This window comes from Vibrio sp. K4 (assembly GCF_051122595.1).
Classification (GTDB): domain Bacteria; phylum Pseudomonadota; class Gammaproteobacteria; order Enterobacterales; family Vibrionaceae; genus Vibrio; species Vibrio owensii.
Map to the genome: position 1 here is coordinate 1,077,000 of NZ_CP178577.1, position 25,047 is coordinate 1,102,046.

Here is a 25,047-nt window from a genome sequence, read left to right on the forward strand (position 1 = left end):
CAGACAAGTCGCACGGCAAATCCTAATTAATTCGGCTACGCTGTCATCAAGATGCCGAATTAAATCAATACAATGGCGTTTATAAAAGAGTTTTGGATGACACTCATGGAAGGAAGTAGAATGGTAAGACTATTACTCGCTGCACCTCTTGTAGCATTACCAATAATGAGCGTTGCCTCAGAAGCAGAACAAGCAGAAAAGTTTGGTTACGAGCACATCAATTTAGATGTCGGTGCCGGAACCACAAACGAAGAATGGCTAGATAATTCCAACGCCACGACGCTCGGGTTGGGCGGCAATTATTTGATTCGTGATAACTGGCTACTCAATGTGGATTATTCCGCACAATTTTTCCACCCAGACGACTTCACTTTGCGCATTGACCGTTTAATGTTTGGTGGTGGTTATCGTTATGGCATCAATGAGCAGCTTGATGTGTATGGTATTTACGGCCTTGGTGCGATCAAAGCGAAAGCAACGGATGACAACACTGACCGTACCATTTCATCTGACAGTGAGTTTATTCAAGGTGTCACCATCGGTGCGAATTATCTATTCAGCGAGAAGCTAATGGCAACGGCGGAAGTACATTTAAACCGCAGCGATATTGTTGACGAGAACAACTACAAAATTGGCTTCAACTACCAGTGGCATCATGTTATCGGCACGGGACTTTACTACCAATTCCGCGATACGGATTATGAAGGCCAACCCTCTGATCATATCAATGAAGTAGGCATTAGCTTCAAGTTTATTTACTAGTAGCGAAGAGAAAGACATCGCGATTTCTATCGCGGTGTTTTAAACAAAACAGCAGAAACTAAAAAGGTCAGCAATTGCTGACCTTTTCTCTTTTTAAGCGGTTTTCGCTAGAGGGCGATTATAGAACCGCAGCGATACCTTTACACAGAGGACCCATGTTTGACTTCGTCATGCCTGCTACGCTGATACGGCCAGAGCCAACAATGTAGATTGCAAACTCTTCCTTCAGACGGTTCACCTGTTCTTTAGATAGGCCAGAGAACGAGAACATACCGTTTTGGCGCTCGATGAAGCTGAAGTCCGCGTCTACACCTTCTGCTTTCAGAGTTGCAACGAACAGCTCACGCATCTCTTGGATACGGTCACGCATTTCTGCTACTTCAGCTTCCCATTCTGCGCGCAATTCTGCATCGCCAAGAATGTGAGTCACAACAGCACTGCCGTGCGCTGGTGGGTTAGAGTAGATAGAACGGATGATCGCTTTCACTTGCGAGAATGCGGTTGTTGCTACTTCTTCTGATTCAGCAACTAGAGTGAACGCACCTACACGCTCATTGTAAAGACCGAAGTTCTTAGAGAAAGAGCTCGCCACTAGGATTTCTTTGTTGTATTTCGCGAAAATACGTAGGCCAGCTGCGTCTTCTTCTACGCCTTTTGCAAAGCCTTGGTATGCAAAGTCAAATAGAGGAAGCAGTTTCTTGTCTGCTACTAGCTTAGCCAGTGTTTCCCACTCTTCTGGCGTTGGATCGATACCAGTAGGGTTGTGGCAGCAGCCGTGCAGAAGAACGACATCGCCTTCTGATGCAGCTTGCAGATCTGTCAGCATTGCATCAAAGTCTTTGTCTTTTGTTTCAGCGTTGTAGTAGCTGTATTGTGCGGTTTCAATGCCAGCAGCAGTGAATACACCGTTGTGGTTTGCCCACGTTGGGTTGCTGATCCAGATCTTCACTTCGCCAAGTTGACGCTTGATGAATTCGCCAGCAACGCGCAGTGCGCCTGTACCACCTGGTGCTTGTGCTGTTTTAGCACGCTTACCAGCAACGATTTCAGCATCTGCGCCGAAAAGCAGTTTTTGCACTGCTAGACCGTATTCTGCTGTACCTTCGATTGTTAGGTAAGATTTGGTTTTTTCAGTTTCAATCAGTGCGGCTTCGGCTTTTTTAACAGTCGCAAGAACAGGGGTTTCGCCTTGTTCGTTCTTGTAAATACCAACGCCTAGGTTAATTTTTTCAGCGCGAGCATCTTTTTTAAACTCTTCAGTGAGTCCAAGAATAGGGTCGGCCGGAGCGGCAACTACTTTTTCAAACATAATCTTCATCCATGTTAATCGAAGGGGTCTGCTGACATTTATACCTTTCAGCAATATTCGTTACAACAGTTAGTGAAAAGAAAACTTAAAAAAGTTTTGATTTGAAACAGAAATCTAACATAACCAATGCTTTTGACATAAAAACCCCTCTTAAGATGCGTTATAAGAGGGGGGATAAGTAACTAAGCGGCTATGTTTTGTTCATCTTGATATTGATGAGCGATATGTTGAAATTGTGTTTCGACCGCAAGAAAAGCATCGACGATTTGAGGGTCGAAATGTTTGCCACGGCCTTCAAGAATGATCGCTTTCGCCTTGTCATGACTGAACGCTGGCTTGTAAACACGTTTTGAAATTAGCGCGTCGTAGACATCTGCCAACGCCATTAATCGACCAGATAGTGGGATTGCTTCTCCCGAAAGTTGGTTCGGATAACCGCTTCCATCCCACTTTTCGTGGTGTGTTAGCGCGATCTCTTTCGCAACTCGCAAAAATGAGCTACTTCCTAGCTGTTTTTCAGCAATTGACAACGCTTCGGCACCAATTTCAGCATGACCCTTCATGATCTCAAATTCTTCGTCGGTCAATTTACCCGGTTTGAGTAACACACTATCAGGCACGCCGACTTTACCCACGTCGTGAAGTGGGGCCGATTTATACAAAAGTTCAATGTAGTTGGGAGTGAGTAACATACGATGCTGTTCAAACTGACTTAAGTGTTCTGCCAGCACTTTGACGTATTCCTGCGTTCGCATGATATGCGCGCCGGTTTCGTTGTCGCGAGACTCTGCCAAGGCGGATAAGCTGACAATGGCAACGTCACGCGTCGTTTTCACTTCGTCTTGCGAAACTTGCAAGCTGTCTAGCATTTGGTTGGTGAGACAAGCCATTGAACCAAGCTCATCATGTTGGAATACAGGGAGTCGTTGAGTCACCTTGCCTTGAGTGACTTCTAACAATGCTTGTTCTTGGCTAAACAAAATCTTCCGCATTAAGCGAGTCCAAAGAATCATTATCGCGATCACATACCCACCCACGACAAGGGCTATGTAAACCAACTCCTTAATGAAGCTGATTTTTCCTAATCCATTGGCGATTTGTTCCGGATTCTGTTCTAGCCAATAAATGTCTTTTACAGCGACCATGGTCAAAATCGCCGTCAAGGTAACTAGCAAAGCGATCATCATCCCGATCATCTGTTTGACCATAGATTGACGTTGCCCTGAGAGGACAAAATCGAATTGGTTTTGCTGGCGCAAGTCATTAAATTGAGCCAATTTGCTTTGCAGTTGAAGGATAGAACCTGTCAGGAAGCCAAATAGCCCCATGCCAAACAAGACCTTTACATTGCTATCGAACGTAAAGTCATACTGAAGGTTGTAATAAGCCGCGAAAGGAATGCTAACCGCAGTAAATAAAATCGTATCCAGCTTAGCTTGCCGGTTTTGTGCAATTAACGGGTGTGTTGCGAGAATAAAGTGGCGCACTAAATAGATGAAGGTAAACACCACGGCGCAGTGCAAAATGACTTCGTAAACGCTGAGCGTACTGAGCATCGGGCATACGCGTCCGCCATAGGTGCCAAAAAAGAATGCAGCGGCCAAATAAAGTTGCAATGTAAGCGGTGCGTTGTAGTTAGTATTCGCCATGATTAACCTTTCTAGGAACATCCTCAGCATCATTGTTTTCACTCTTGGTTGCGCTTCTAGAGAGGAATTTGGTTATGTTATCGATGCTGTTAATTGATCTGTCACTTGTAAAATCAAAGACCTGCGATTCTAGCGATAGATTTCATTAAGCGCTATAAGGACAGAGAAAGGGAAGCGGGGTGCATCTTTAACTTGAAAGTAAAACCGCACTTAGATCCTACCTCAAAGGGGCTTCATAAATTGAACAGAGCGGCGAAGAGATGATTGCATGAACATCGATATTTCTAGGTTTTATAAGGTCTGATGATGTATTTGTGTAATTTATTTAAAGTTGAACTTTGATTACCCTTCTCTATGCATTTGTTCTTCCGATGTTGCGTTTACCTCGAAAAATCCGAAAGGTTAAAAATTACCTCGAGGAGCAATTTTTTTCCTCAAAAGCTCGTTGTTGATGATGAAGTTTCGGTAGAAAACAAAAATCGGAGCTAGTGCTCCGATTTTTATGTGTATGAAAGCTAAGTCGACTTATGGCATGTACATGTCATTGAGCTTTGACACTTCTTTGTGCTTTCTGCGTTTGATGAAGTAGTTAGAAACCACACCGAACATCAAGACCAGACCACAGAAGCCGTACACTTGCATGATAGTCGGATCGCTTGAGACAAAACCAAAGTCTGAGAACATCACGTAAGCACCCAATACCATGTAGATGATGACCGCTGATGCTTCAAAGCGGAATGACCACGGCGTCACATCGATATTCTCATTCACTGGCATTACGTAGTCTGTATCACGCGGCATGAAGTGACCAATCGCAAACATCAGAGCAGTACACACGACGAATAGAATCGCTAATTGGTGTAGGAAGTGGATTGGCGTACCAAAGACCAATTGCATCGCAGCGTAAGAGCTGACAAACACGACCAAAGCAACTTTAGCAGCAATAGCAGGAACACGTTTTGAAATGTAGCCCACAAACACGATAGTGAAGATAGGCACACTAAAGAAGCCCGCAACCATTTGTAGGTATTGGAACAAGCCTTCTGGTGCGTACATGATGAAAGGGGCAATACAGACCGAAATGATAGCAATGATAACGCCGAAGATACGACCTTTCCCGACTAACTCTTCATCCGATTTGTCTTTGCCAAATAATGGTTTGTAAACGTTCAAAGCAAACAAGGTTGTTGAGCTGTTCAATACACCATTAAAGGTACTTAGGATTGCGCCGAACATGACCGCAACAAAGAAACCAACCAGCGGCTTAGGCAATACTTCGTTCACCAAGCGTGTGTACATCGTGTCTGGGTTGCCTGCATCTGCGCCAAACATGTGGAACGCAATGATGCCCGGAATGATAAGAAACAGTGGAGAGATAACTTTAATCGCACCCGCGAGAATCACACCTTTCTGACCTTCTTTCAGGTTTTTCGCGCCAAGTGCACGTTGGATAATGGATTGGTCAGTACCCCAGTAGTACAAGTTCACCAGCAATAGACCTGTGAACAGGGTAGAGAACGGCAGTGGGTCGGTCTCTTTACCTACGGATTGCAGCTTTTCTGGAGCGGCCGTCAGCAATACGTCTAAACCTTCCATAAAGTTACCGCCGCCTAATGCCATCAGACCAAATACAGGGATCATCAAACCGCCGGTGATCAAGCCTACGCCGTTGATCGTGTCTGCAATTACCACGGCTTTTAGACCGCCGTAAATCGCGTAGAAGAAACCCAGCAAACCGATAGTGGCAGAAATAAGGGCGATAGAGCTGAACTCAGAAATGCCCAGCAAACCTTGCACATCAAAGATTTCACCCAGTACCACTGCGCCAGCGTAAAGAGTGGTAGGTAGAATGTTGATGACGTATTGGCACAAGAACAACAGGGTAACGAACTTCTTCACCGACATGTCGTAACGACTTTCTAAGAAGTCAGGAATAGTGGTGATACCTTGCTTAAGGTAACGAGGGACAAGCAGCAGCGCAATGATCACCAGTGTGACGCCAGAGGCCACTTCCCAACCCATCACACTCATGTTGTGGGTGTAGGATTGCGCACTCATGCCAACAAAGCTGGTGGCACTCAGGTTGGTCAGAATCAAGGAGCTGGCAATCAGACCGCCTGTTAAGCTTCGTCCACCAAGGAAGAAGCCGTCTTGAGAGGTGTTTTTATCGTTTTTAACTTTGCTGTAAGTGAACACCACAACAAAGCCTGTAAACAGCAAGAACGAAAGTAATACTGTAATAGACATTTTGTTTCCTTAACAAGTTAAGCAATTAAGTTTTGCTTGTTAGTTGTAGGGTGCCCCTCTAGCGCGTATAGGAGTGTTTTATCAGGAACAACGCGAAGTTGAAACCCGGTCGCTAGAGGGCACAGATAGAGGTTTAAATTTTCTTAAGATGAACAATGAGCGCCGATTCTGGATCGAGAATCGGAAGCGTCACCCCAATTTCCTTTAAGTTATCGCCACTTAACGTCAGGGTTTTGTCTAGCCATTGCGGACGTTGTTTCATCAACTGGAAGCTGGTTTTTGGCATTTCAACAATCTTGACTTCGTAACGGGCATTTTCATCCGCACAGCTAACGCGAAGCGGAGATGGCAGCGCATGATTTGGCATGGCCAACTGACACACCGTAATCAGCATTTCTTGTCCGTTCTCAACGCCATAGATGTTCTGGTTTTGATCGGCAGGATCGATGTGGAAAGTACGTCCAGAATGAAGCAAATCGCGATACTGCTTGTGCAGTTGAATGTAATGAGCAAACGCTTGTTTTTCTTCCGCGCTTTCTTTTACTGGATCGAGCTCCACACCCATGTGACCACTTAACGCCGTCACGCCACGCATATTGATCGCATGGCGACGATTGGTTGAGTGACACTCTGCAGGACCAATGTGAGCGCCCATGACTTCAGGTGGGAAGAAGTAGCTCATACCACGTTGAATCGCTTGACGTTCCAGCGCATCGTTACAATCAGAAGCCCAGAAACGGTGAGTGCGTTTAAGGATTTCAAAATCAATACGACCACCACCCGAAGAGCAAGACTCAATTTCAACCGCAGGGTGTGCTGCTTGAAGCTCGTCTAGCAAGCGGTAAAGCGCTTTCGTTTGACCATGCACAGCAGGTTTACCTTGATGTCCTGGTTGAACCAATTCACGGTTCATGTCCCATTTCAGGTAGCCGATGTTGTAACGAGTCAGTAAGTCATTCAAACGCTCAAACAGGTAGTTGAAGCAATCTTGGTTTTGCAAATCCAACACGTATTGCCAGCGACCTGAAGGCTGGTGGTAGCCTTGCAGACTCAATACCCAATCTGGGTGTTGGCGATAGAGGTTTGAGTCTTGGCTGACCATCTCTGGCTCTACCCAAAGACCAAACTCCATGCCTTTGTTGTTTACGTGCTCGATGACAGGCTCTAGACCATTTGGGTACTTCGTTTCATCCAAGTACCAGTCACCAAGCGCTGCGCGTTCGCCATCACGACCAATGAACCAACCATCGTCAATGATGAAGCGCTCGACACCCATTTCAGCGGCTTCGGTTGCCATCTGCATGATGTATTCAGGTTTGTGATCGAAGTAGATGCCTTCCCACGTGTTTAAGTGAACAGGGCGAGGTTTGTTGTTTGGAAATTGAATAATATTGGCACGAACAAATTCGTGGAATCGCTCTGATATTCCATTCAAACCCGAGTTACTGTATGTCGCGTAAAGCCATGGTGATTGGTAGGTTTCACCGCTTTGTAGACGCTTTTCACCAGACAGTAACAGTTCACCAGCTTGAACAAAGCGACGACCGTCACTGCGAACGTCGGCACGAAGTTGGTGGTTACCACTCCAACCAAGATGGAAGCCCCAAACTTGCCCCAATTGTTCACTAAAGCCATTAGTGCCCGCGAACAAACCTGGGAAGTTTTCGTGAGAGGTGCGACCGCGACGGTTTTCTTGCATAAAGCCACCATGCTCAAAGCTCAAACGCTGAGTTTGAAACTCATGGCACCAGCGACCGTGGAACGTCATCAGCTCGTTTGCATGGTTAGGAAGTGGCAGGGTAGAGGAGAGCTTACCTAAGCAATACTCACCGGCAGTCGTATTTTTTACGGTGATGCGTTTCTGTACCACATCACTGTTAAAGTCCAGTTTTAGCTCAATCAATAATTCAAGACCCGCAATGTCATCTTGCAGAGTAAATGTCGCGCTGTTGTCATCGTGTTCAATGGATGTGGTTGTGAACACGGGAGCCCAGTCTTCGCCATTGCGATGCCCTTCAATCCCAGGCGCATTAAAGTGACCACTACCAAGCTCAGGACAGAGTGATAAGGGTACGTCGACATCAAGACGAGCCTGCGAGATAGGACGCTCGGTTGAGAGCATTAAATCGGGATCGATCTGAGCGATCTTGGCTCCCCAATGAAGGATTTCAGGAACATGATCCACTTTAATGATCATGCTGTGATTCTTGGATTTTAAGTGAACAATTTTTTGCATGTTGTTTCTCTGTTTTCGCAAACATTTAATCTGCAAATAATCATGCGCTTGTTTGGTTTTATTTCGATTAAGTAGCCGTTTAAATGTGACTTTGAACAGGTTTTAGAACGCGGTTTTGTGTGCTAGATCTGCTGTTTTCGGGAACATTTTTTCATGTTTTTTACGACATTGTTCACGAGAACATTCGAATGAATTTGGTAGAGTGAACAGCAAATCAGAATAGGAGAACGCAGTGGCAGTCACGTTTAAAGATGTTGCACGGTTAGCTGGGGTTTCGACGCAAACCGTATCACGCGTAACTAATGGCGCGGATAACGTCGCAGAAGAAACACGAAAACGAGTCAACGACGCAATCAAAAAGCTTGGATACGTGCCGAACAAAGGGGCACAAATGTTGAGCCGAGCGAAGTCGCGGATCATCGGTATTGTCTCTTTGGATATCTCACTGCACGGTGTGGCTCTTATTGCTAATGGCGTTCGCAATCAAGCGCATGAGATGGATTACGCGACGGCGCTGGCAGTGTTAGGTGACAACTCCATTGAGGAATTCCGTAGCGCAATCCGAGAACTCATTGCCCAGCAAGTTGATGCCATTATTATCAACGCCCCGGTTACCAGAGAGATGGCAGAGAACCTTGTGGAGCAGTTCAGTCAGCTCACGCTGGTTTTTATTGATGTACCAGAGGGGACGCCCGTCAATTCCCTCAGTTGTGATCATAAAGCTGGAGCAAATTTGGCGATCTCTCATTTGATCGAACACAGGCGCGAATCCTTTGTGTGCATCTCTGGACCTAAGGCATCCACGGCTTCTCAGATTCGTTATCAAGAGTGGCAATCGCAGATTCAGCAACATGAATTGGTGCAAGCGGCGTACTATGAGGGAGATTGGCAAGCAGCCAGTGGATACAACGCCATTAAAGATGCCGTGTTAAAAGGTGTATCTTTTGATGCCGTATTAGTCGCAAATGATCAGATGGCGCTTGGTGTGTTATGCGCGCTTTCGGAGGCTGGTATTAATGTCCCTAAAACTGTCTCTGTTGTTGGGTTCGATGGCATTCAAGACAGCCAGTTTTTCTCACCCCCTCTGACTACGGTTAAGCAAGATTTCAATGAGCTTGGACGAAGGGCGGTCAAACTAGTACTGAGCCAGATGGAGAAAGGGCAAGGCGTTGTGTCAGAAGTTTTGCCTGTCAGCTTGGTTGAACGACAAAGCACATCAGCAAAGGCGGATACGCTTTATGACAAGCAAGAAATACTGGTGCACTTAGAGAACATTCGCCGTTTGTTACCATAGTGGACTTTTTTGTCACTGAGCCAATCGATGAAAGTTCAATGTTGGCTGGAGTGAAACTAGGCCAAAAATGATATCGGCAGACAGAAGAAAGCCCCGACGTTGCGGGGCTCAATTTTTGTCTCTGATGTTAACAAGCGCAGAGCTTATTTTTTCAGATTCATTTCAGATTCGTGTGCATTGGTTTCAATGTCTGGGTTAGAAGACAGCTTACCTGTAGCCCAGTCATTCATGTGCTTAAGAATCGCTTTTAGAGCATGCTTTTCTGTTGGCGCTTCAGAGGCTTCTACTTCTAGTTTTTGCTTAGGGTGAGAACCTGTTGCATCTTCAGCTACGTGCAGCCAATCCGGGTGCCAGTAATAAGGCTGACCTGACGAAGTGCTCCAAGAGTGAACACCGTTAGATTCGCCTTTGTATTGGATATCGTTTTCGTTGTATTTCGTCATTATTATCGTCTCTCATAGTCATGAGTTGAGGTGTGCGTCACCATTACACTATAAATGTAACAGATGTTATCGGAATTAATGTGACTGCTATCGATTTATCTTGCTGATAAATAATCCAATCCGCTGCACAGCTCTCATTCAGATAGATTTATTGATTCTTCATGGCAATAACCACCTGAAAAATAGGTACTTAATTTACCCTATTGCCCGTTCAGATGTTTGATGATCGCCGCTTTCGCATGTTCTTCTGTCGCGGTTTCACCCTCAGGTACCTCTAACTCAGCCTTAGGGTGAACGCCCAGTGCGTCTTCTGCAATGTGAAGCCAGTCTGGATGCCAGTAGTAAGGGTTGTTGCCTTCTGGGTGATCCCAACTGTGAACGCCTTTATGTACACCTCGATAAGAGAGGTCATCCATCGTAAACATTTTCATCATTTCCTCCCGCAGAATTTCATGCCTTTGAAAGTATGGAACATAAATTCTCATTTCGTAACGGGAATTGATATCACTAAGATTGATTAATTACGTTTCGAGTTTGATAAGTGTGATGTCGTTATAAAGGCGCGAAGTATGCTAATGTGCGCTCGATAGTCAGGAATGAGGGAAGCATGAACCGATATCGCCAACTGGCTGAGTTGTTTAAATCTCAGATCCAAAAAAATACGTGGAGAGCAGGAGAAAAACTGCCCTCCGTGCGAATGACGAGTCGTAACCATTCGGTGAGCGCAGGAACAGTACTGCAAGCTTATCAATTGCTCGAAGCGCAAGGTTGGGTGGTTGCCAAACCTCAGTCTGGTTACTTCGTTACTGCAGAGTTGGATAGGCTAGAGCCAAAGAGCGCAGAGAAAAACGTATATCGTGCCTCGGTTAATGATGAGCTTTATGATTTTTTGAAACATCAAGGGTCACCAGAGTCGATTAAGCTTGGTTCGGCTTTTCCGGATCCAGCCTTGTTCCCGTTGGAAGCGTTAAACCGTAACCTCGCCAGTTCTGGGCGAAAAATGGGGCCAGATACGCTGTTAGATAATCTTCCTCCAGGCAGTGAATCGCTACGTCGCCTGATTGCGCAGCGCTACATTCAACAAGGCCTGAACCTCACCCATGACGATATCGTGATTACTTCGGGCGCACTAGAGGCACTGAACCTTAGCTTACAAGCAGTGACTCGTCCTGGAGATACAGTTGTGATTGAATCGCCGACCTTCTATGGGGCACGACAAGCGATTGAACGACTCGGTTTGAACGTAATCGAGATCCCTGTTGATGCGCAGCATGGCCATTCAATAGAGCAACTAGAATGGGCGTTTACCAATAGCGATATACGCGCTTGCTGGTTGATGACGAATTTTCATAATCCGACAGGCACTTCGCTTTCTGAACAGAACAAGCAGCGTATCGTCGAGCTTGCAAACCAGTATGATGTGTATCTGATCGAGGATGACGTCTACGCTGAGCTCTATTTTGCGGATAAAAAACCGGCATCACTGAAAAGCTTCGACACTCAAGAGCGAGTGCTTCACTGTGGTTCACTATCAAAAAGCCTTTGTCCCGGTTATCGATTGGGGTGGGTGGTTAACAAGCGCTTTAATGAACCGATTCAAAAACTGCAGTTAATGTCGACGCTTTCTGGCAGTGCGCCTATCCAACAGGGCGTGGCGCATTATCTTCAAAACGACAGTTACGATAATCACCTAAGAAAGTTACGTAGAACGTTGCAACAGAGACAAGAACGCTTCGTTGCCCTCATCAAAACATACCTTCCTCAGACAGTGAATTATCACCTACCTTCGGGTGGGTATTTCTTGTGGCTAGAACTGCCTCAAGAGGTGGACAGTAAACAACTTTATCAAACACTCTTGAAGGAGCAGGTGACCGTGGCTTACGGAAAATTGTTTTCTGTCGAAGAGAAGCTTGAGCACTATTTGAGGTTGAATACTTCTTTTTCTGATAGCGAGCATTTAGAGAGTGCGGTCAAAAAGTTAGGTAGTCTTGTCCGCCAAGCAACTGTTTAGTGTTTTTTTGGTCAAACTGTATCAGCGCTTTTCTAACCAGCTGTGCTTCAATCATCACTAGAAACCTCTATACAAGGAGTGATGATGAAAAAGCAGTTGGTAAAACATGAGTTACGATTGATCGCAGTAGCGGTTTTTAGCGCTTTCTTGTTGGTGTTTGCTCACCTTATTTTAGCGAAATCTTTTTCTCATATGGCGTGGACGGAGTACACAGCCGCCGTTATTCCCTTTATTATGTTTGGCTTGTGCGTGTTAGGTGTGAAGTACGCAGCTAACGCTGATAAAGATGATGAGAGTGAGCCTTAACGACTCATTACAAACAATAGGGAAGAGCGGAATGAAGAGAGTGTTATCACTTGCGCTGTGCCTTGCGGCATTTGGTGCTTCAGCAAGCCAAAATAGTGAGCCCAAGTCAGTCACGTTGAACTATGACCAAACCCAGCTTGTTGCTGAGATTCAACCAGACAATCACTTTGAAGCACGAATTGACAATGAACAAGAACGCATCGACTTTTCTGGTTCTGTCGATAAGCTCCATCCAGATTACACGCTGGAAGTGTCCGTGAAACAAGCAAGTAAGCTTCAACGCTCTACCGCTCAGGTCAATACGAAAGTACTGATAAAGCAAGGTGAAAGACAATCGCCTTTGACCATCGGCAGTGTTAACGGCAAGAACGTGAGTGTGTCACTTAACTGAGTTACGTTCGCTAAAGACAAAATAAAAGACCTCCATATGGGAGGTCTTTTTAATTCTATATCACTCAGTGGCGATTAGAAGTTCGCAGAGCGAGGAGTACGTGGGAATGGGATCACGTCACGAACGTTGCCCATACCTGTTACGTAAGATACTAGACGCTCGAAGCCTAGACCGAAGCCTGCGTGTGGCACTGTGCCGTAACGACGTAGGTCGCGGTACCAGCTCATGTGCTCAGGATCGATACCCACTTCACGCATACGTGCATCTAGGATGTCTAGACGCTCTTCACGTTGAGAACCACCGATGATTTCGCCGATGCCTGGTGCTAGTACATCCATTGCTGCAACTGTTTTACCGTCATCGTTAGCACGCATGTAGAATGCTTTGATGTCTTTCGGGTAGTTCTTAACGATTACAGGCGCTTTGAAGTGTTCTTCAGCAAGGAAACGCTCGTGCTCAGAAGACATGTCGATACCCCATTCAACTGGGAATTCGAACTCACGACCTGAATCAAGAAGAATCTGGATTGCGTCAGTGTAGTCAACTTGCGCGAAGTCAGAAGAAACGAACTGCTCTAGGCGAGTGATCGCTTCTTTGTCGATGCGTTGAGCAAAGAACTCAAGGTCATCACGACACTCTGCAAGCACTGCTTTGAACACGAACTTCAGCATGTCTTCAGCCAGTTTTGCCACGTCGTCTAGTTCTGCGAACGCAACTTCAGGCTCAACCATCCAGAATTCCGCTAGGTGGCGGCTCGTGTTTGAGTTTTCAGCACGGAAAGTAGGACCGAACGTGTAAACTTTGCTTAGTGCACAAGCGTAAGCTTCTGCGTTTAGCTGACCAGATACAGTTAGGAACGTTTCTTTACCGAAGAAATCTTCGTTGTAATCTACTTTGCCTTCTTCAGTGCGAGGTAGGTTTTCCATGTCTAGCGTAGATACGCGGAACATTTCACCAGCACCTTCAGCATCTGAAGCAGTGATTAGTGGCGCAGATACCCAGAAGTAACCTTGCTCGTGGTAAAAGCGGTGGATCGCTTGAGATAGACAGTTACGTACACGTGCTACTGCACCGATTACGTTTGTGCGCGGACGTAGGTGCGCTACTTCACGTAGGTACTCAATAGAGTGACGAGTCTTTGCCATTGGGTAAGTGTCAGCATCTTCAACCCAGCCTACAACTTTAACGTCAGTTGCTGCTAGTTCGAAGTCTTGACCTTTCGCAGGAGAGGCAACAATCTTACCAGTTACTTCAACAGAACAGCCAGTAGTTAGCTTTAGTACTTCGTTGTCGTAATTATTAAGATTATTAGGGACCACGGCCTGAATCGGGTCGAAACAAGAGCCGTCATAAATGGCAAGGAAAGAGATTCCAGCTTTGGAATCACGACGTGAACGGATCCAGCCACGAACAGTTACTTCACTGTCTACTGCTAGCTGACCTTTCAAAACGTCTGATACAGGCGCGTAAGTCATGTTTTCAATATTCTCCATTGAGGTAAAAATTCAACTCAACACTTAAAAGTGCCTGTCTCACAACAAAATTGTTTAAAAAACAAGCGAAGTGTTGAGTTGGATAGAATTTTTTAGATTCATCGAAACATATTACCTGTCAAATCGTCAGCTTCAACCTTTATATTCATTTTGGAGGAGAGAATTTTCCTATTTATTCCTCCTTTGTTCCTCCGACAGGGTAAATTGGTTAAGTAATGACTCCAAACGCTCAGAAAGGTGCTCTAAATCGACGCTGATCTCGCGAGTGTGCGATGCGGATTGAGAGGTCTCGTTTGCGTGCAAGGTAATCGTATCGACTTTCGCCTGAATGTGTTTACTCACACCGGAAGTGGTTTGAGTTTGCTGTTGAATATTTTCGGCATGCTTCAACACTTGGTGCATTTCATCCACCACGTTTCTCATTGTTGCCGACAACGCTTCGACATCGACAGAGCGTTGATGGGCAAACTCACACACACTATCGACCGAACTGAGAGACTCTTCACTGCCTTGTTGGAATTGCGAAATGATGGTTTCGATATTGCTGGTGGCTTCCGCTGTACGGGAGGCAAGATTACGCACTTCATCAGCGACGACAGCAAAACCTCGACCTTGGTCGCCTGCGCGGGCAGCTTCTATCGCGGCATTAAGAGCCAGTAGGTTGGTTTGCTCTGCAATACCTTTGATCACGCCAAGAATAGAAGACACTTCTTCCGTTTGTTGATTTAACGTCGTTATCTTTTCACGCACTTTGTCGATGTCGGTGACTAGGCTCTTGATGTCTTCGCTGACATGATGCGCTTGGCCAGCGCTGCTTGTTGCGACATCGACGGTGTGATTGACTAACGTTGTGGCATCAATGGTCGCTTGTTCAACAACCCCTTGTTGGTCAAGCATACCAGTAATGTTGGTCTGGACTTCGTTGGTTTCGACTTGTTGATTATCGGCGGCTTCATCAGTGGATTGAGCAACATCGGTGAGCCTATTTGCTGAACCAGCGAGGGAATGTGAAGTCTCGCGAACCTGCTCGAGGCTTTCACAGACCGTATCCATAAAGGAGTTGATAGAATCGGAAAGTTGCCCAACTTCATCCTTTTGACTGTGTTCCAAACGCTTAGAGAGATCTTTGCTGGCACTCACGTTAGACATAAATCGTGAGGTTTTCTGAATAGGGCGAACAATGATCTTGCGAATCAGCCCCATGGTGATCAAGAAACCGACAAACGCGATTACCGACATGATGCCCATTGCAAACATAGCTTGCTTGTTAATCAGCGAGTTGACGTGGTTCATATTGTACTCAAGACGAATTGCACCAAGTACTTCACCCTCAGGAGCGATATGGCAAGAAACACAGTTCGTACCACGGTAGTTTTCGCTCGACTTCATTGGTAATGCAACAACCAATCCTTTTCCCCAATCCGCACTGATTGGCTCAATCACTAACTCTCCGCTAAGTGCACGTTGGTCTATATCATCAACAGGCTTTTGATTGGCATCACCAGGACCATAGAATTTAGAGACGGTATCAGCACGTAAGACGCGTACCTGCTCTATGCCTTCTTGGGCTAGGGCTTTTTGACGCAACGTTTCTTTCTGTGACATGGTGCCGGTTAGCATCATCATATTTAGGCTATCGAAGTAGTTGCTCGCCTTATCGTGGAGCTGTTCACTAAGGACATCATTGATGAGCGTTTTTTGTTGATAGTACTGGTAGCCCGTCGATACCGCGAGTACACAAGTGAACACCGCGATAAGAGCGAGTAGGAGCTTGAAGGTTATAGTTGAGCGCATATTTTTATAAGTGTATTTGGAACGAACGCCACAATATTAAGGGGTTAGCGAAATTTGAGCGATGAATAGCCCGAATGAATGTGACCCCAAACAGAGTAGGGTTATGTAAATGTGATGTAAGTAGTGTGTAATCAATTGTTTGGCGTGGTGCCAAAAATGCGACAGTGAAAAAAGGGGCTCAAATTGGGTCAGTAATTTATGCCTTTAACCCATCGTTAACCCGAAATAGGTTAGGGTAGCGTCCGTTTTCACACGTTTATTTCAAACGCGCGTGTGAGGGCACGGGTAATCTAACCACCGGCCCTGCGTTAGATTCCTAAACCATCACTTTTCTGGCATTTTCCAGACTTTGGCAATTATCTCCTCATAGGTGATTGCCTTTTTTATTTTTGAGTATTTTGTGTGATGGCATCCTCGCTGACCGACTTTAACGATTGCGCTCGTAAGCTTTGTGGCAGCTATTGATAAAGGTTGTCATTAAAGGGTGAATTCCTTAGTATTGCGTGTCTTTTTAAAGCCTGAGAATCAAGATGAAAACAGAATTATACAAAGAGTTTATGTTCGAAGCGGCACACCACTTGCCACACGTACCAGAAGGTCACAAGTGTGGACGCTTACACGGGCACTCTTTCCTTGTTCGTCTTTATGTAGAAGGTGAAGTAGATCCGCATACAGGTTGGGTTGTTGATTTCGCAGAGATCAAAGCGGCATTCAAGCCAATTTACAACCGCCTAGACCACTACTACTTGAACGATATTGAAGGTCTAGAAAACCCGACTAGTGAAGTACTAGCGAAGTGGATTTGGCAACAACTTAAGCCAAGCCTGCCTCTACTGAGCAAAGTAGAGATCAAAGAAACTTGTACAGCAGGTTGTATCTACAAGGGTGAGTAAGTTCCCTTTGCATTCCTATTAGAAAGGCAAGCCACGCGGCTTGCCTTTTCTTTATCTGTTTATCTGGAAGCGATCTTTTTAAGCAAGGCTAAATGGCTAATCTAGGACAAATGTCGGCAGAGTAGAGGACGTTAGTAACCTATGCCGTTGCGAAGCGCGAACTGCACCAAATCCGCATGGCTATCGAGCTCTAACATGTCCAACAGCCGATACTTGTGTGATTCTATGGTTCGAGGGCTCAGGTTCAACTCGGTGGCAATCTCTTTTGCCGATAAGCCTTTCGCCAGCAAACCCAGCACATCGCATTGACGGTGACTCAACCTTAGCATTCGATGGTTTTCGTTATCCGTCTTCATATCTGGGCGATGCAAACTGCGGTGAAGCTTTGAGTGTTGCCAGAAGGATAACCACATATGGGAAATGAACGTCACTTGTTCCAATTGCGTTTCGGTTAATCCACAGCGGCCGCTACCGAACAAAGTAAAAGACAATCCGCCCCAACGTTGACCAAATTGAGTTAATGGAATCGTATAGTGGCAACATGCGCCTTGGGCAGAAAGCATACGCAAAACGACAACATCACTAGTGGCGAGCTTGTCTTTGTCGAAGATTTGAATCTCTTCAGAGTTGCCAATCAGACGCAGGTAGCGCTCACCGTCTTCCACACCGACTTGTTCCGCAGTCAGGATCTTGTGAGGTGCTCGCGCAACAGAAAGGGTTTTCCCTTGATTGAAGAAAAGCATGGAGTTAGGGAACATCGTCATGCGATCGATCTCAAACCAATCCATTGCTTCAAGCATGAATTGTTCGAGTTGGCTTTGACATTCATCTGCATGAGAAGTCGTCAAACTCTTCGCTTGACGCATCATGAGTGCTTCAAAACTGGTTCCTGTCGTTTTACCTATATCGCTGCCCATAAAAACTGGCTCATCTTATCGTTTTTTATAAATGCAGTAATTTTACTCTACATCCTGTTCATATCATTCTGCAGAATGGCTCCCGCATTAATTCGAAGTTTTTCGAATAACATACACTATATCCGTTTTATCTCAAGGAGAGAGTTCACGCACGTATGAGCAAAGAGCTCCAACTGCATGGATATCGTGGTTTTTTTAAAATTATAGTTATTGGTGAATGGCGAGCAAGTCTCCGCCGCTTAATCATAGTCCGGAGAGGTTTTAATGAAAATGGTAAAACTGCGTTACCGCACAGGCTCACACAGTAGGTGGGTTGAAGTGGTGGTATCAACGTTTGTTGCTGAAGAATTAGCAAAAGAATACACAGGTTACGGATGGCAAGCGGAAGTAATGGCAGTATGACTTAGTAAATAGGCAGGCTCATAAAGAACCTGCCTATTTTCATTTTAGGGGCAAATCAGCTTAATGCGTGGCGCAAGATCAGCGCTTTTCCACTCTCTTCGTAAATCGTTTTCTGGGTGTTTTCAAACCCCGCTGACTCAAACAGTTTAATACCGACCTTATTTTGGTTTGCGACCGTTGCGCACACCGAGTTGCTCTCCGCATCAATCGCGTAGCCATACATCATCAACTTTTGCAGTGTCGATGTACCAATTCCTTGTTGTTGGAATCGTTTGTCGATCATGATGTAACTCAGGCCCAATTCATGACGCTTCGCAAAAGGGGCGTGTTGAGCAAACGCTTTATCAATCACCAAGTACCCGACAGTTAAGTAGTCGTGGAAGATGGTGTAAAAGACTTCTGATTTCGTCCTATTTTGGTAAGCCTGTTCAAATGGCTTAAAAAATCCTTTTTGATTTTCATGCACTTCCAATTGCATCAAGCTAGCAAAATCCTTTAGCTTGGCAGGTTTAATGGCGATCATGTTCTGAATCTATTCAGAGGCGGTAAACACAATACCGCCATTATAGTTGTGGATATTAAAAGTACGCAATCTGGTTATGTACAGATTTTGTCAATAAATTGAGGGAACTAGCGGCAAAGTGGATAGTAGAAACCTTGATGGATGTGGGCGCCCAATGTGGTGAGGAGATGCGCACACTCTGCAGTTTCAACCCCCTCTACGATAACCGTGCAGTGATAGGTATGACCCATGGCAATCAGCTGGCGCAGTGTCTCAACCTTCTTGTCATCTTGCTTCAGGTTCATCACAAACAAGCGGTCAATCTTAAGGTAGTTGGGCGTGATGTGGCTGATAAGCTCAACGTTGTTATTTCCAGTACCAAAATCGTCAATACTGATCTTACAACCCATCTCTTTGAGCTTGCTGATGTTGTCGAAGATTTCTCTGGTGTAATACATTGAGGCGTTCTCGGTGATTTCGATTGTCAGCAATGAGCAATCGAGTTGGTTAAGCTGTCGATACAAACGAGTAAAGTTATGGCCTTCAAGCAGAGAAGGGCACACATTAATGCTCAATGGCGCAAGCAGCGATTTCGAGTCACCGAAGACGGTTTTGATCACCAGTAGAGTGTGGTTTATCAGCAATCCGTTCGCTATCAAACGCTCTATAAAACGTTGAGTGTTTTTAACTTTAAAACGGGACAACACCTCGTAATGGATATTCTGCCGGTTAGATGTATTGTGGATTGGCTCTAGCTTGAGATTAAATTCGCGGATTGCCCACATGTAAGTCAGCAGGGAACGCAGCTTTTTATGCCTGATAGCGAACATTAGTATGAAGCTCAAAATCAAGATGCTCGTAATAGGGCCAGAGACGTAATAGATCTCTTTATAGCCATTGTCGTTGACGTTGTAGAGGAAGGATTGCCCACGAGTATCGCCGATTTCTAACGCTGTACCGGTGTTAGTACACACTTTCATCCCGGATAAGAACATGCGAGACATGTGGCTCTCAATGTTATTCGACAAATTGATGTTCTTTACTCGAACAAGAACTTGAGCTCCATCGAAAACAAAAGAGTGTGTGGTGTAACTGTCGTTGTTTAACCAAGTCTCACGGTCTCTTTCGTTGACCGGAACCACAGTTTCTGGCGTGACTAAGCAGCGAATATTGTGCTTGTCTGTCATTAAAGCGGACTCAACCAATTGCACGTTATCGAATAAACCACGAAGCTGGTCTTCATGTTCAAAACAGCTGCGCTGAGCAAGGTCGTGGGCAAAGTCCATCGCGCCATCGAAATAGTTTTGTCTGACGATTGTACTGATGGTGTAAAAACACACGGCGACATAAAGCAGCATGGTAAAGGTGATAAAAAACAGCAAATTGAAGTAAAGCGCTCGGCTTCGCAAACAAATGCCTATCGCCATTCTAACGCTGTGCAGCGCGTGTTTGTGGATTCTTGATTGTTGCAGTAGTCCATCTTTTTGCGCGTGTTGGCTATCGTAAGGCACAAAATATCCCTTTCGGTGGATGTTTTCGATAAGAGACTTTTGCGTCTCGACGTGGTTCTTCGTCAGTTGTCTGAACTTCTTTCGTATCGACGCAACAGCGTTCTTAAATCCATTTTCCGGCAACATCAAGTGATGTTGCGATGACAACTTCTTTTCGATTTTCCTCTGACTGATAGGCGCGTTTAAGCTACCAAAAGCGGCAATGGTGCTGAGGATTAAATATTCAATTCTGTTGACGGGGATAGCGGAGTGAATGGAGTTATTGAGCTGTAATGAAAGTTCTTTTTCGGACAAGCAAACGCAGATTTGGTTTCCAAGTTCAAACCTAATCATGTGTTAAAGCGCTCCAGGATTATTTTTTGAATAAGTTATCAATATTGGGTTAGTAGGTATGTGACCTTCTACGGGCATATCCTAAACTTCTGGATATAGTCGTAATTTTAGATTTTTTTATAAAGCTCAATCTAGAGGGAATTTTTCTTAGGAGGGTTTTAAAGGAAAAAAGCAAATGAAAAAAAAGCCCGAGCACATGGCTCGGGCTTTTCAATTCAGAGAAGAGGGGATTAGCAAATCACTTTGATTGCTAGGCCGCCTTGAGATGTCTCACGGTATTTCGCGTTCATGTCTTTACCGGTTTCTAGCATGGTTTCGATAACCTTATCTAGAGAAACAGTTGGAGCTGAAGAACGACGTAGTGCCATACGAGTCGAGTTGATCGCTTTTACTGCCGCGATACCGTTACGCTCGATACATGGAACCTGTACCTGACCTGCAACAGGGTCACACGTTAGACCTAGGTTGTGCTCCATTGCGATTTCTGCAGCCATACATACTTGCTCAGGGCTACCACCCATAAGCTCAGCAAGACCTGCTGCCGCCATAGAACATGCCACGCCAACTTCACCCTGACAGCCAACCTCTGCACCAGAGATAGACGCGTTGCGCTTGTAAAGACCACCGATTGCGCCAGAAGCAGCAAAGTAACGGATGTAATCTTTTTCAGTCACAGTTTGGATGAACTTATCGTAGTAAGCCAGTACCGCAGGGATGATGCCACATGCACCGTTCGTTGGTGCTGTCACAACGCGGCCACCTGCTGCGTTCTCTTCGTTTACTGCGAAAGCAAACATGTTTACCCAGTCAACAACCGACATTGGATCGTTTGTTGTCTTTTCAGAAGTAAGCAGTTGCTGACGAAGTGCTGCTGCACGACGAGGCACGCGTAGTGGACCAGGCAGAATACCTTCTTCGTTCATACCGCGATCCATACACTCACGCATTGTGCGCCAGATGTTTGCGAAGTATGTACGAGTCTCTTCATCAGAGTGCAGAGAGTGTTCGTTCTTCATTACCAATGCGCTAATAGAAAGACCGCTTTCTTTACACTGGTGAACAAGCTCTTCTGCAGTTGTGTATTCGTAAGGAACCTTGATTGGGTTCTCTACTTCTTTACCGAAGTTCTCTTCATCAACGATGAAACCACCGCCGATAGAGTAGTAAGTCTTTGAGTACACTTTTTCGTCTTCGATCCACGCGTGGATCTGCATGCCGTTTTCGTGAAGCTCAAGGTTAGTAGTATGGAAGTTCATACCACCATCTTTCGGGAACGATACTGTATGACAGTGCATGCCAACAGGTAGGCGCTCAGTTTCTTCTACGCGAGCGATAAAGCCCGGAATAGAGTCGATATCTACTTTCTCAGGGGAGTTGCCTGCAAGACCCATGATGATCGCGATATCCGTGTGGTGACCTTTCCCTGTCAGTGATAGTGAACCATAAACGTCAACGGTGATTTTAGTGATGTCGCGCAATTTTCCCATTGAGCGTAAATCATCAATAAATTCTTTACCCGCTTTCATTGGACCTACAGTGTGTGAGCTTGAAGGACCAACGCCGATCTTATAGATGTCAAAAACACTAATCATATCGATTACCTCAGAACAAAGCCTCCCAAGGGGAGTTGGGAGGCTTTTTATTATCGTTATATTCTTGAATTAATCACGCTTTTATAGAGAGCGGTGATTAAAGAGCGCCGTAGATTACAGAACTAATTGCTGCAAGACCACAGATTGCTGTGAAAATCTGTACAGGTGCTGAAGTTTTGTACTTCGCCATTGCAGGAACTTTGTTCATAGCGAATACAGGCATCAAGAATAGGATTGCAGCGATCATCGGTGCACCCATTGTTTCAATCATGCCTAGGATGCTTGGGTTAACGATAGCAACGATCCAAGTAGTCACAACGATGAAGATTAGTGATGCTTTTTCGATCTTGCTCTTAGGAGTTTCAGAGCGAGATTTGATTAGACCAACTAGACCTTCGTGTGCGCCTAGGAAGTGACCGAAGTAGCTTGAAGTGATTGCTGCGAACGCCACTAGAGGACCCATGTAAGAGATAAGTGGAGACTCGTGAACGTTAGCTAGGTAAGACAGTACTGAGATGTTTTGTTCTTGCGCAGATGCTAGTTGCTCTGGAGAAAGAGAAAGTACTACAGAGAATACGAAGAACATTACAAAACCCATTAGCATCATCGCTGCACCGCCAGTGATCGCGTCAGTTTTCTTAACTGCGTCATCACCGTATACACGACGTTGTTCTTTAGAGAACTGAGAGATGATTGGGCTGTGGTTGAATGAGAATACGATGATTGGAATTGCTAGCCAAACGATTGAAGGCATTTCGCCCCAGTTTGGAGACACTTCCATCATTGATGTATTCCAGTCAGGAATTAGGTAGAAAGAAAGCGCTAGTAGGATGAATACTAGAGGGTAAACCATTGCTGATGTTGCTTTCAGCATTAGCTCTTTACCGAATACTACACCCGCGGTCATAGCAGCGATTAACGCGCCAGATAGTAGCCAGCGAGGGATAGATTCCATACCCATTTGGTTAACTAGGAAAGAGTCAACCGTGTTTGTGATACCAACACCGTAGATTAGTACGATTGGGTAGATAGCGAAGAAGTAAGCAAAAGTAATAAGGTTTGCGCCAGTTTTACCGAAGTGCTCTTCTACTGTGTCAGTGATATCAGCTTCAGGGTTTTTCGCAGAAAGTACGAAACGAGCTAGAGATTTGTGTGCGAACCAAGTCATTGGTGCCGCGATTAGAGCTAGGATAACTAATGGCCAGAAACCGCCAGCACCTGCTTTAATTGGAAGGAAAAGTACACCTGCACCTACTGCTGTACCAAATAGGGACAAACACCAGGTGAAGTCTTTGTAAGAAAACTTACTAGACGATTGTGCGGTTGAAGCCGCAGAAGTAGTTGTATTCATTTTTGAGTTACTCATTTTGGGAACAGGAAATAAGTCGGGGCCAATTTTGCAAGATTTTGCACTAGGAAAATTAGATCTAAATCATGTATTGCTCGAGCTTATTGAATGATATGTCAAAAACCTGCTTTTTATCACGAAAATGGCGTGCTACACGTGATTATTGCTAATGAGTGGAATTAGAAAAACTTATCTGAAGCGGTTGGTGTATAAATTTTTCTCACCGCAAGCGTTTGCCTTATAAAAATCAAATTAAACTAATGTGAATTGATGTTTGAAAAATAACTTTTTATTAATATAGATGCACATAATGTTTGGCTTGATGGGTGAGTTGCCATTGATAAGACAGTTAGTTAGAAATGATGTGTTTTTGCATCGATTCGATAATTTGTGCTGTCATTCCCCAGATAAAATGACGCTGGTAGGGGATTGCAAACACGCGGTGACTTGTCTTTCTTAGGTTGAATTTTGTACTGTAAAGCTTCTCTGGGTTCAAAATATGGTTGGCTGGCACTTCAAAAACTTCCGCGACTTCATTTTGGTCAATGCGAGTTGTGTAGTCTGGAGAAACGAAGGCCAAAAATGGCGTCACATTAAACTGGCTAATAGTAGGTAGCTTAGGTAACTGACCAAAAACCTGTATATGCGTTTGGTGAATACCAATTTCTTCTTCTGCCTCTCTAAGAGCGGTATTGACCAAGGTGTGATCGTCATTCTCATATTTTCCTCCAGGGAAGCTGATCTGCCCCGGATGATGTCTCAGATGCTCGGCGCGCTTGGTCAAAATGACTTGAAGACCTTCTTCACGTTCAACAAACCCAATCAAGACAGCGGCATCTCGTAAGGTATTTTCTTTGAGGTGAGCTAAGCGCCCTAAAGACTCGCGGTGATAGCCCGTCGGAAGTTGTAGTTGGAAGTTTTGTAACAGTGTTGATTTATCGATGACCAAAGTGAAATCCTTATCCCCAAATTGAGTGTGCTTTTGATGGTGTTGTGCGCATATTAATTTGAAACTTATAGAGTTATACACCATTCTTTATTTTAAGACGTCACTATAAGGTTAGTTGAAGACGATGAAAGGGATAATTTTCACAGAGTTCATGGAGTTAGTGGAGGACAAGTTTGGTCTGGAAGTGCTTGACCAAGTCTTGGACCTTTCCAACGATGAAGGCATTTACACCTCGGTAGGCAGTTATGACCATCGAGACCTCGTTAAGTTGATCGTTAACCTCAGCAAAGTGTCTGACATTCCGCCAGAAAAGCTTCAAGAAGTGTTTGGTGAGTGCGTATTTCAAAATCTACTTAAGTCCATTCCAAACCATGCCAGTCTTCAACAGTGCACCACCACGTTCCAATTTGTGCGCCATGTAGAAGACTTTATTCATGTCGAAGTGAAAAAGCTTTACCCAGACGCCAATCCACCGCAATTTGATTTTATTAATGAAACAGAATCAGAAATGGTGTTTGATTATCGAAGCGCACGTTGCATGGCGCATGTTTGTGTCGGCCTTATACAAGGTTGTGCAAACCACTTCAATGAGAGTGTCGTTGTTAAACATCAAAACCAATCGGATGACGGAAGCCAAGTACGTTTTTGGCTGGAGGCTCAATAAG

22 protein-coding genes are annotated in these 25,047 nt (G+C 45.0%); 8 read left to right on the forward strand and 14 right to left on the reverse strand.

What is annotated here, in order from left to right; all coding sequences use genetic code 11:
• Positions 1 to 120: 120 nt before the first annotated feature.
• Positions 121 to 762 carry an outer membrane beta-barrel protein gene (locus ACLIIY_RS04970; protein WP_009706877.1) on the forward strand — a complete coding sequence of 214 codons (642 nt, stop codon included), beginning with the start codon at positions 121 to 123 and terminating at the stop codon, positions 760 to 762.
• Between the two features lie 118 nt (positions 763 to 880).
• On the opposite strand, the gene ACLIIY_RS04975 is transcribed toward ACLIIY_RS04970, so the two are convergent.
• The 4 genes from ACLIIY_RS04975 to ACLIIY_RS04990 form a co-directional block, all read right to left on the reverse strand.
• Positions 881 to 2,071, reverse strand: coding sequence for an amino acid aminotransferase (locus ACLIIY_RS04975; protein WP_009706876.1), 1,191 nt, complete (start codon positions 2,069 to 2,071; stop codon positions 881 to 883).
• Between the two features lie 182 nt (positions 2,072 to 2,253).
• Positions 2,254 to 3,720: an HD domain-containing phosphohydrolase gene (locus ACLIIY_RS04980; protein WP_039838940.1), complete on the reverse strand. Its 1,467-nt coding sequence runs from the start codon at positions 3,718 to 3,720 to the stop codon at positions 2,254 to 2,256.
• 525 nt (positions 3,721 to 4,245) lie between these two features.
• Positions 4,246 to 5,967 (reverse strand): solute:sodium symporter family transporter, encoded by a 1,722-nt coding sequence (locus ACLIIY_RS04985; protein ID WP_005438848.1) that lies wholly within the window; start codon positions 5,965 to 5,967, stop codon positions 4,246 to 4,248.
• A gap of 133 nt (positions 5,968 to 6,100) precedes the next feature.
• The gene (locus ACLIIY_RS04990; RefSeq protein ID WP_434528218.1) at positions 6,101 to 8,203 is read right to left on the reverse strand and encodes an alpha-galactosidase; all 2,103 of its coding nucleotides are present in this window, start codon (positions 8,201 to 8,203) and stop codon (positions 6,101 to 6,103) included.
• A 232-nt stretch (positions 8,204 to 8,435) separates the two neighbouring features.
• Between ACLIIY_RS04990 and ACLIIY_RS04995 the strand changes: the two genes are divergently transcribed.
• Positions 8,436 to 9,497 (forward strand): LacI family DNA-binding transcriptional regulator, encoded by a 1,062-nt coding sequence (locus ACLIIY_RS04995; RefSeq protein WP_434528219.1) that lies wholly within the window; start codon positions 8,436 to 8,438, stop codon positions 9,495 to 9,497.
• Between the two features lie 143 nt (positions 9,498 to 9,640).
• Here the strand turns inward: ACLIIY_RS04995 and ACLIIY_RS05000 are convergent, their stop codons facing one another.
• Positions 9,641 to 9,940, reverse strand: a complete 300-nt coding sequence (locus ACLIIY_RS05000) for a hypothetical protein (RefSeq protein ID WP_005438842.1) — start codon at positions 9,938 to 9,940, stop codon at positions 9,641 to 9,643.
• 200 nt (positions 9,941 to 10,140) lie between these two features.
• Positions 10,141 to 10,371: a hypothetical protein gene (locus ACLIIY_RS05005; RefSeq protein WP_020196940.1), complete on the reverse strand. Its 231-nt coding sequence runs from the start codon at positions 10,369 to 10,371 to the stop codon at positions 10,141 to 10,143.
• A gap of 176 nt (positions 10,372 to 10,547) precedes the next feature.
• Here ACLIIY_RS05005 and ACLIIY_RS05010 point away from each other — a divergent pair, with 176 nt between their 5' ends.
• The 3 genes from ACLIIY_RS05010 to ACLIIY_RS05020 all read left to right on the forward strand — a co-directional run bounded on the left by ACLIIY_RS05010 (position 10,548) and on the right by ACLIIY_RS05020 (position 12,648).
• A complete protein-coding gene (locus ACLIIY_RS05010) occupies positions 10,548 to 11,951 on the forward strand; it encodes a PLP-dependent aminotransferase family protein (protein ID WP_434528220.1) in 1,404 nt (467 codons plus the stop codon).
• A gap of 84 nt (positions 11,952 to 12,035) precedes the next feature.
• The gene (locus ACLIIY_RS05015) at positions 12,036 to 12,257 is read left to right on the forward strand and encodes a hypothetical protein (RefSeq protein WP_009706870.1); all 222 of its coding nucleotides are present in this window, start codon (positions 12,036 to 12,038) and stop codon (positions 12,255 to 12,257) included.
• Between the two features lie 31 nt (positions 12,258 to 12,288).
• A complete protein-coding gene (locus ACLIIY_RS05020; RefSeq protein ID WP_033005870.1) occupies positions 12,289 to 12,648 on the forward strand; it encodes a hypothetical protein in 360 nt (119 codons plus the stop codon).
• Positions 12,649 to 12,722: 74 nt separating this feature from the next.
• Here the strand turns inward: ACLIIY_RS05020 and asnS are convergent, their stop codons facing one another.
• Both asnS and ACLIIY_RS05030 read right to left on the reverse strand, forming a co-directional pair.
• Positions 12,723 to 14,123, reverse strand: coding sequence for an asparagine--tRNA ligase (asnS, locus tag ACLIIY_RS05025; protein ID WP_009706868.1), 1,401 nt, complete (start codon positions 14,121 to 14,123; stop codon positions 12,723 to 12,725).
• Positions 14,124 to 14,309: 186 nt separating this feature from the next.
• Positions 14,310 to 15,935, reverse strand: coding sequence for a methyl-accepting chemotaxis protein (locus ACLIIY_RS05030; protein WP_045415815.1), 1,626 nt, complete (start codon positions 15,933 to 15,935; stop codon positions 14,310 to 14,312).
• 530 nt (positions 15,936 to 16,465) lie between these two features.
• Here ACLIIY_RS05030 and queD point away from each other — a divergent pair.
• Positions 16,466 to 16,828: a 6-carboxytetrahydropterin synthase QueD gene (gene queD / locus ACLIIY_RS05035; protein ID WP_005376896.1), complete on the forward strand. Its 363-nt coding sequence runs from the start codon at positions 16,466 to 16,468 to the stop codon at positions 16,826 to 16,828.
• 131 nt (positions 16,829 to 16,959) lie between these two features.
• Here queD and ACLIIY_RS05040 read toward each other — a convergent pair whose 3' ends face one another.
• Positions 16,960 to 17,745, reverse strand: a complete 786-nt coding sequence (locus ACLIIY_RS05040) for a response regulator transcription factor (RefSeq protein ID WP_434528221.1) — start codon at positions 17,743 to 17,745, stop codon at positions 16,960 to 16,962.
• A gap of 264 nt (positions 17,746 to 18,009) precedes the next feature.
• Here ACLIIY_RS05040 and ACLIIY_RS05045 point away from each other — a divergent pair, with 264 nt between their 5' ends.
• The gene (locus ACLIIY_RS05045) at positions 18,010 to 18,147 is read left to right on the forward strand and encodes a hypothetical protein (protein ID WP_009706865.1); all 138 of its coding nucleotides are present in this window, start codon (positions 18,010 to 18,012) and stop codon (positions 18,145 to 18,147) included.
• A gap of 55 nt (positions 18,148 to 18,202) precedes the next feature.
• Here the strand turns inward: ACLIIY_RS05045 and ACLIIY_RS05050 are convergent, their stop codons facing one another.
• The 5 genes from ACLIIY_RS05050 to ACLIIY_RS05070 form a co-directional block, all read right to left on the reverse strand.
• Positions 18,203 to 18,670, reverse strand: coding sequence for a GNAT family N-acetyltransferase (locus ACLIIY_RS05050; RefSeq protein ID WP_009706864.1), 468 nt, complete (start codon positions 18,668 to 18,670; stop codon positions 18,203 to 18,205).
• A gap of 107 nt (positions 18,671 to 18,777) precedes the next feature.
• Positions 18,778 to 20,493 (reverse strand): cyclic di-GMP phosphodiesterase TpdA, encoded by a 1,716-nt coding sequence (gene tpdA, locus ACLIIY_RS05055; protein ID WP_434528222.1) that lies wholly within the window; start codon positions 20,491 to 20,493, stop codon positions 18,778 to 18,780.
• Positions 20,494 to 20,723: 230 nt separating this feature from the next.
• Positions 20,724 to 22,085 carry an L-serine ammonia-lyase gene (locus ACLIIY_RS05060; RefSeq protein ID WP_005438813.1) on the reverse strand — a complete coding sequence of 454 codons (1,362 nt, stop codon included), beginning with the start codon at positions 22,083 to 22,085 and terminating at the stop codon, positions 20,724 to 20,726.
• A 97-nt stretch (positions 22,086 to 22,182) separates the two neighbouring features.
• Positions 22,183 to 23,436, reverse strand: a complete 1,254-nt coding sequence (locus tag ACLIIY_RS05065) for an aromatic amino acid transport family protein (RefSeq protein ID WP_009706862.1) — start codon at positions 23,434 to 23,436, stop codon at positions 22,183 to 22,185.
• A gap of 346 nt (positions 23,437 to 23,782) precedes the next feature.
• Positions 23,783 to 24,382: a CoA pyrophosphatase gene (locus tag ACLIIY_RS05070; protein ID WP_020196933.1), complete on the reverse strand. Its 600-nt coding sequence runs from the start codon at positions 24,380 to 24,382 to the stop codon at positions 23,783 to 23,785.
• Between the two features lie 124 nt (positions 24,383 to 24,506).
• Here ACLIIY_RS05070 and ACLIIY_RS05075 point away from each other — a divergent pair, with 124 nt between their 5' ends.
• Complete coding sequence (locus ACLIIY_RS05075) at positions 24,507 to 25,046, forward strand: heme NO-binding domain-containing protein (protein ID WP_009706860.1); 540 nt, start codon at positions 24,507 to 24,509, stop codon at positions 25,044 to 25,046.
• Position 25,047: the final 1 nt, after the last annotated feature.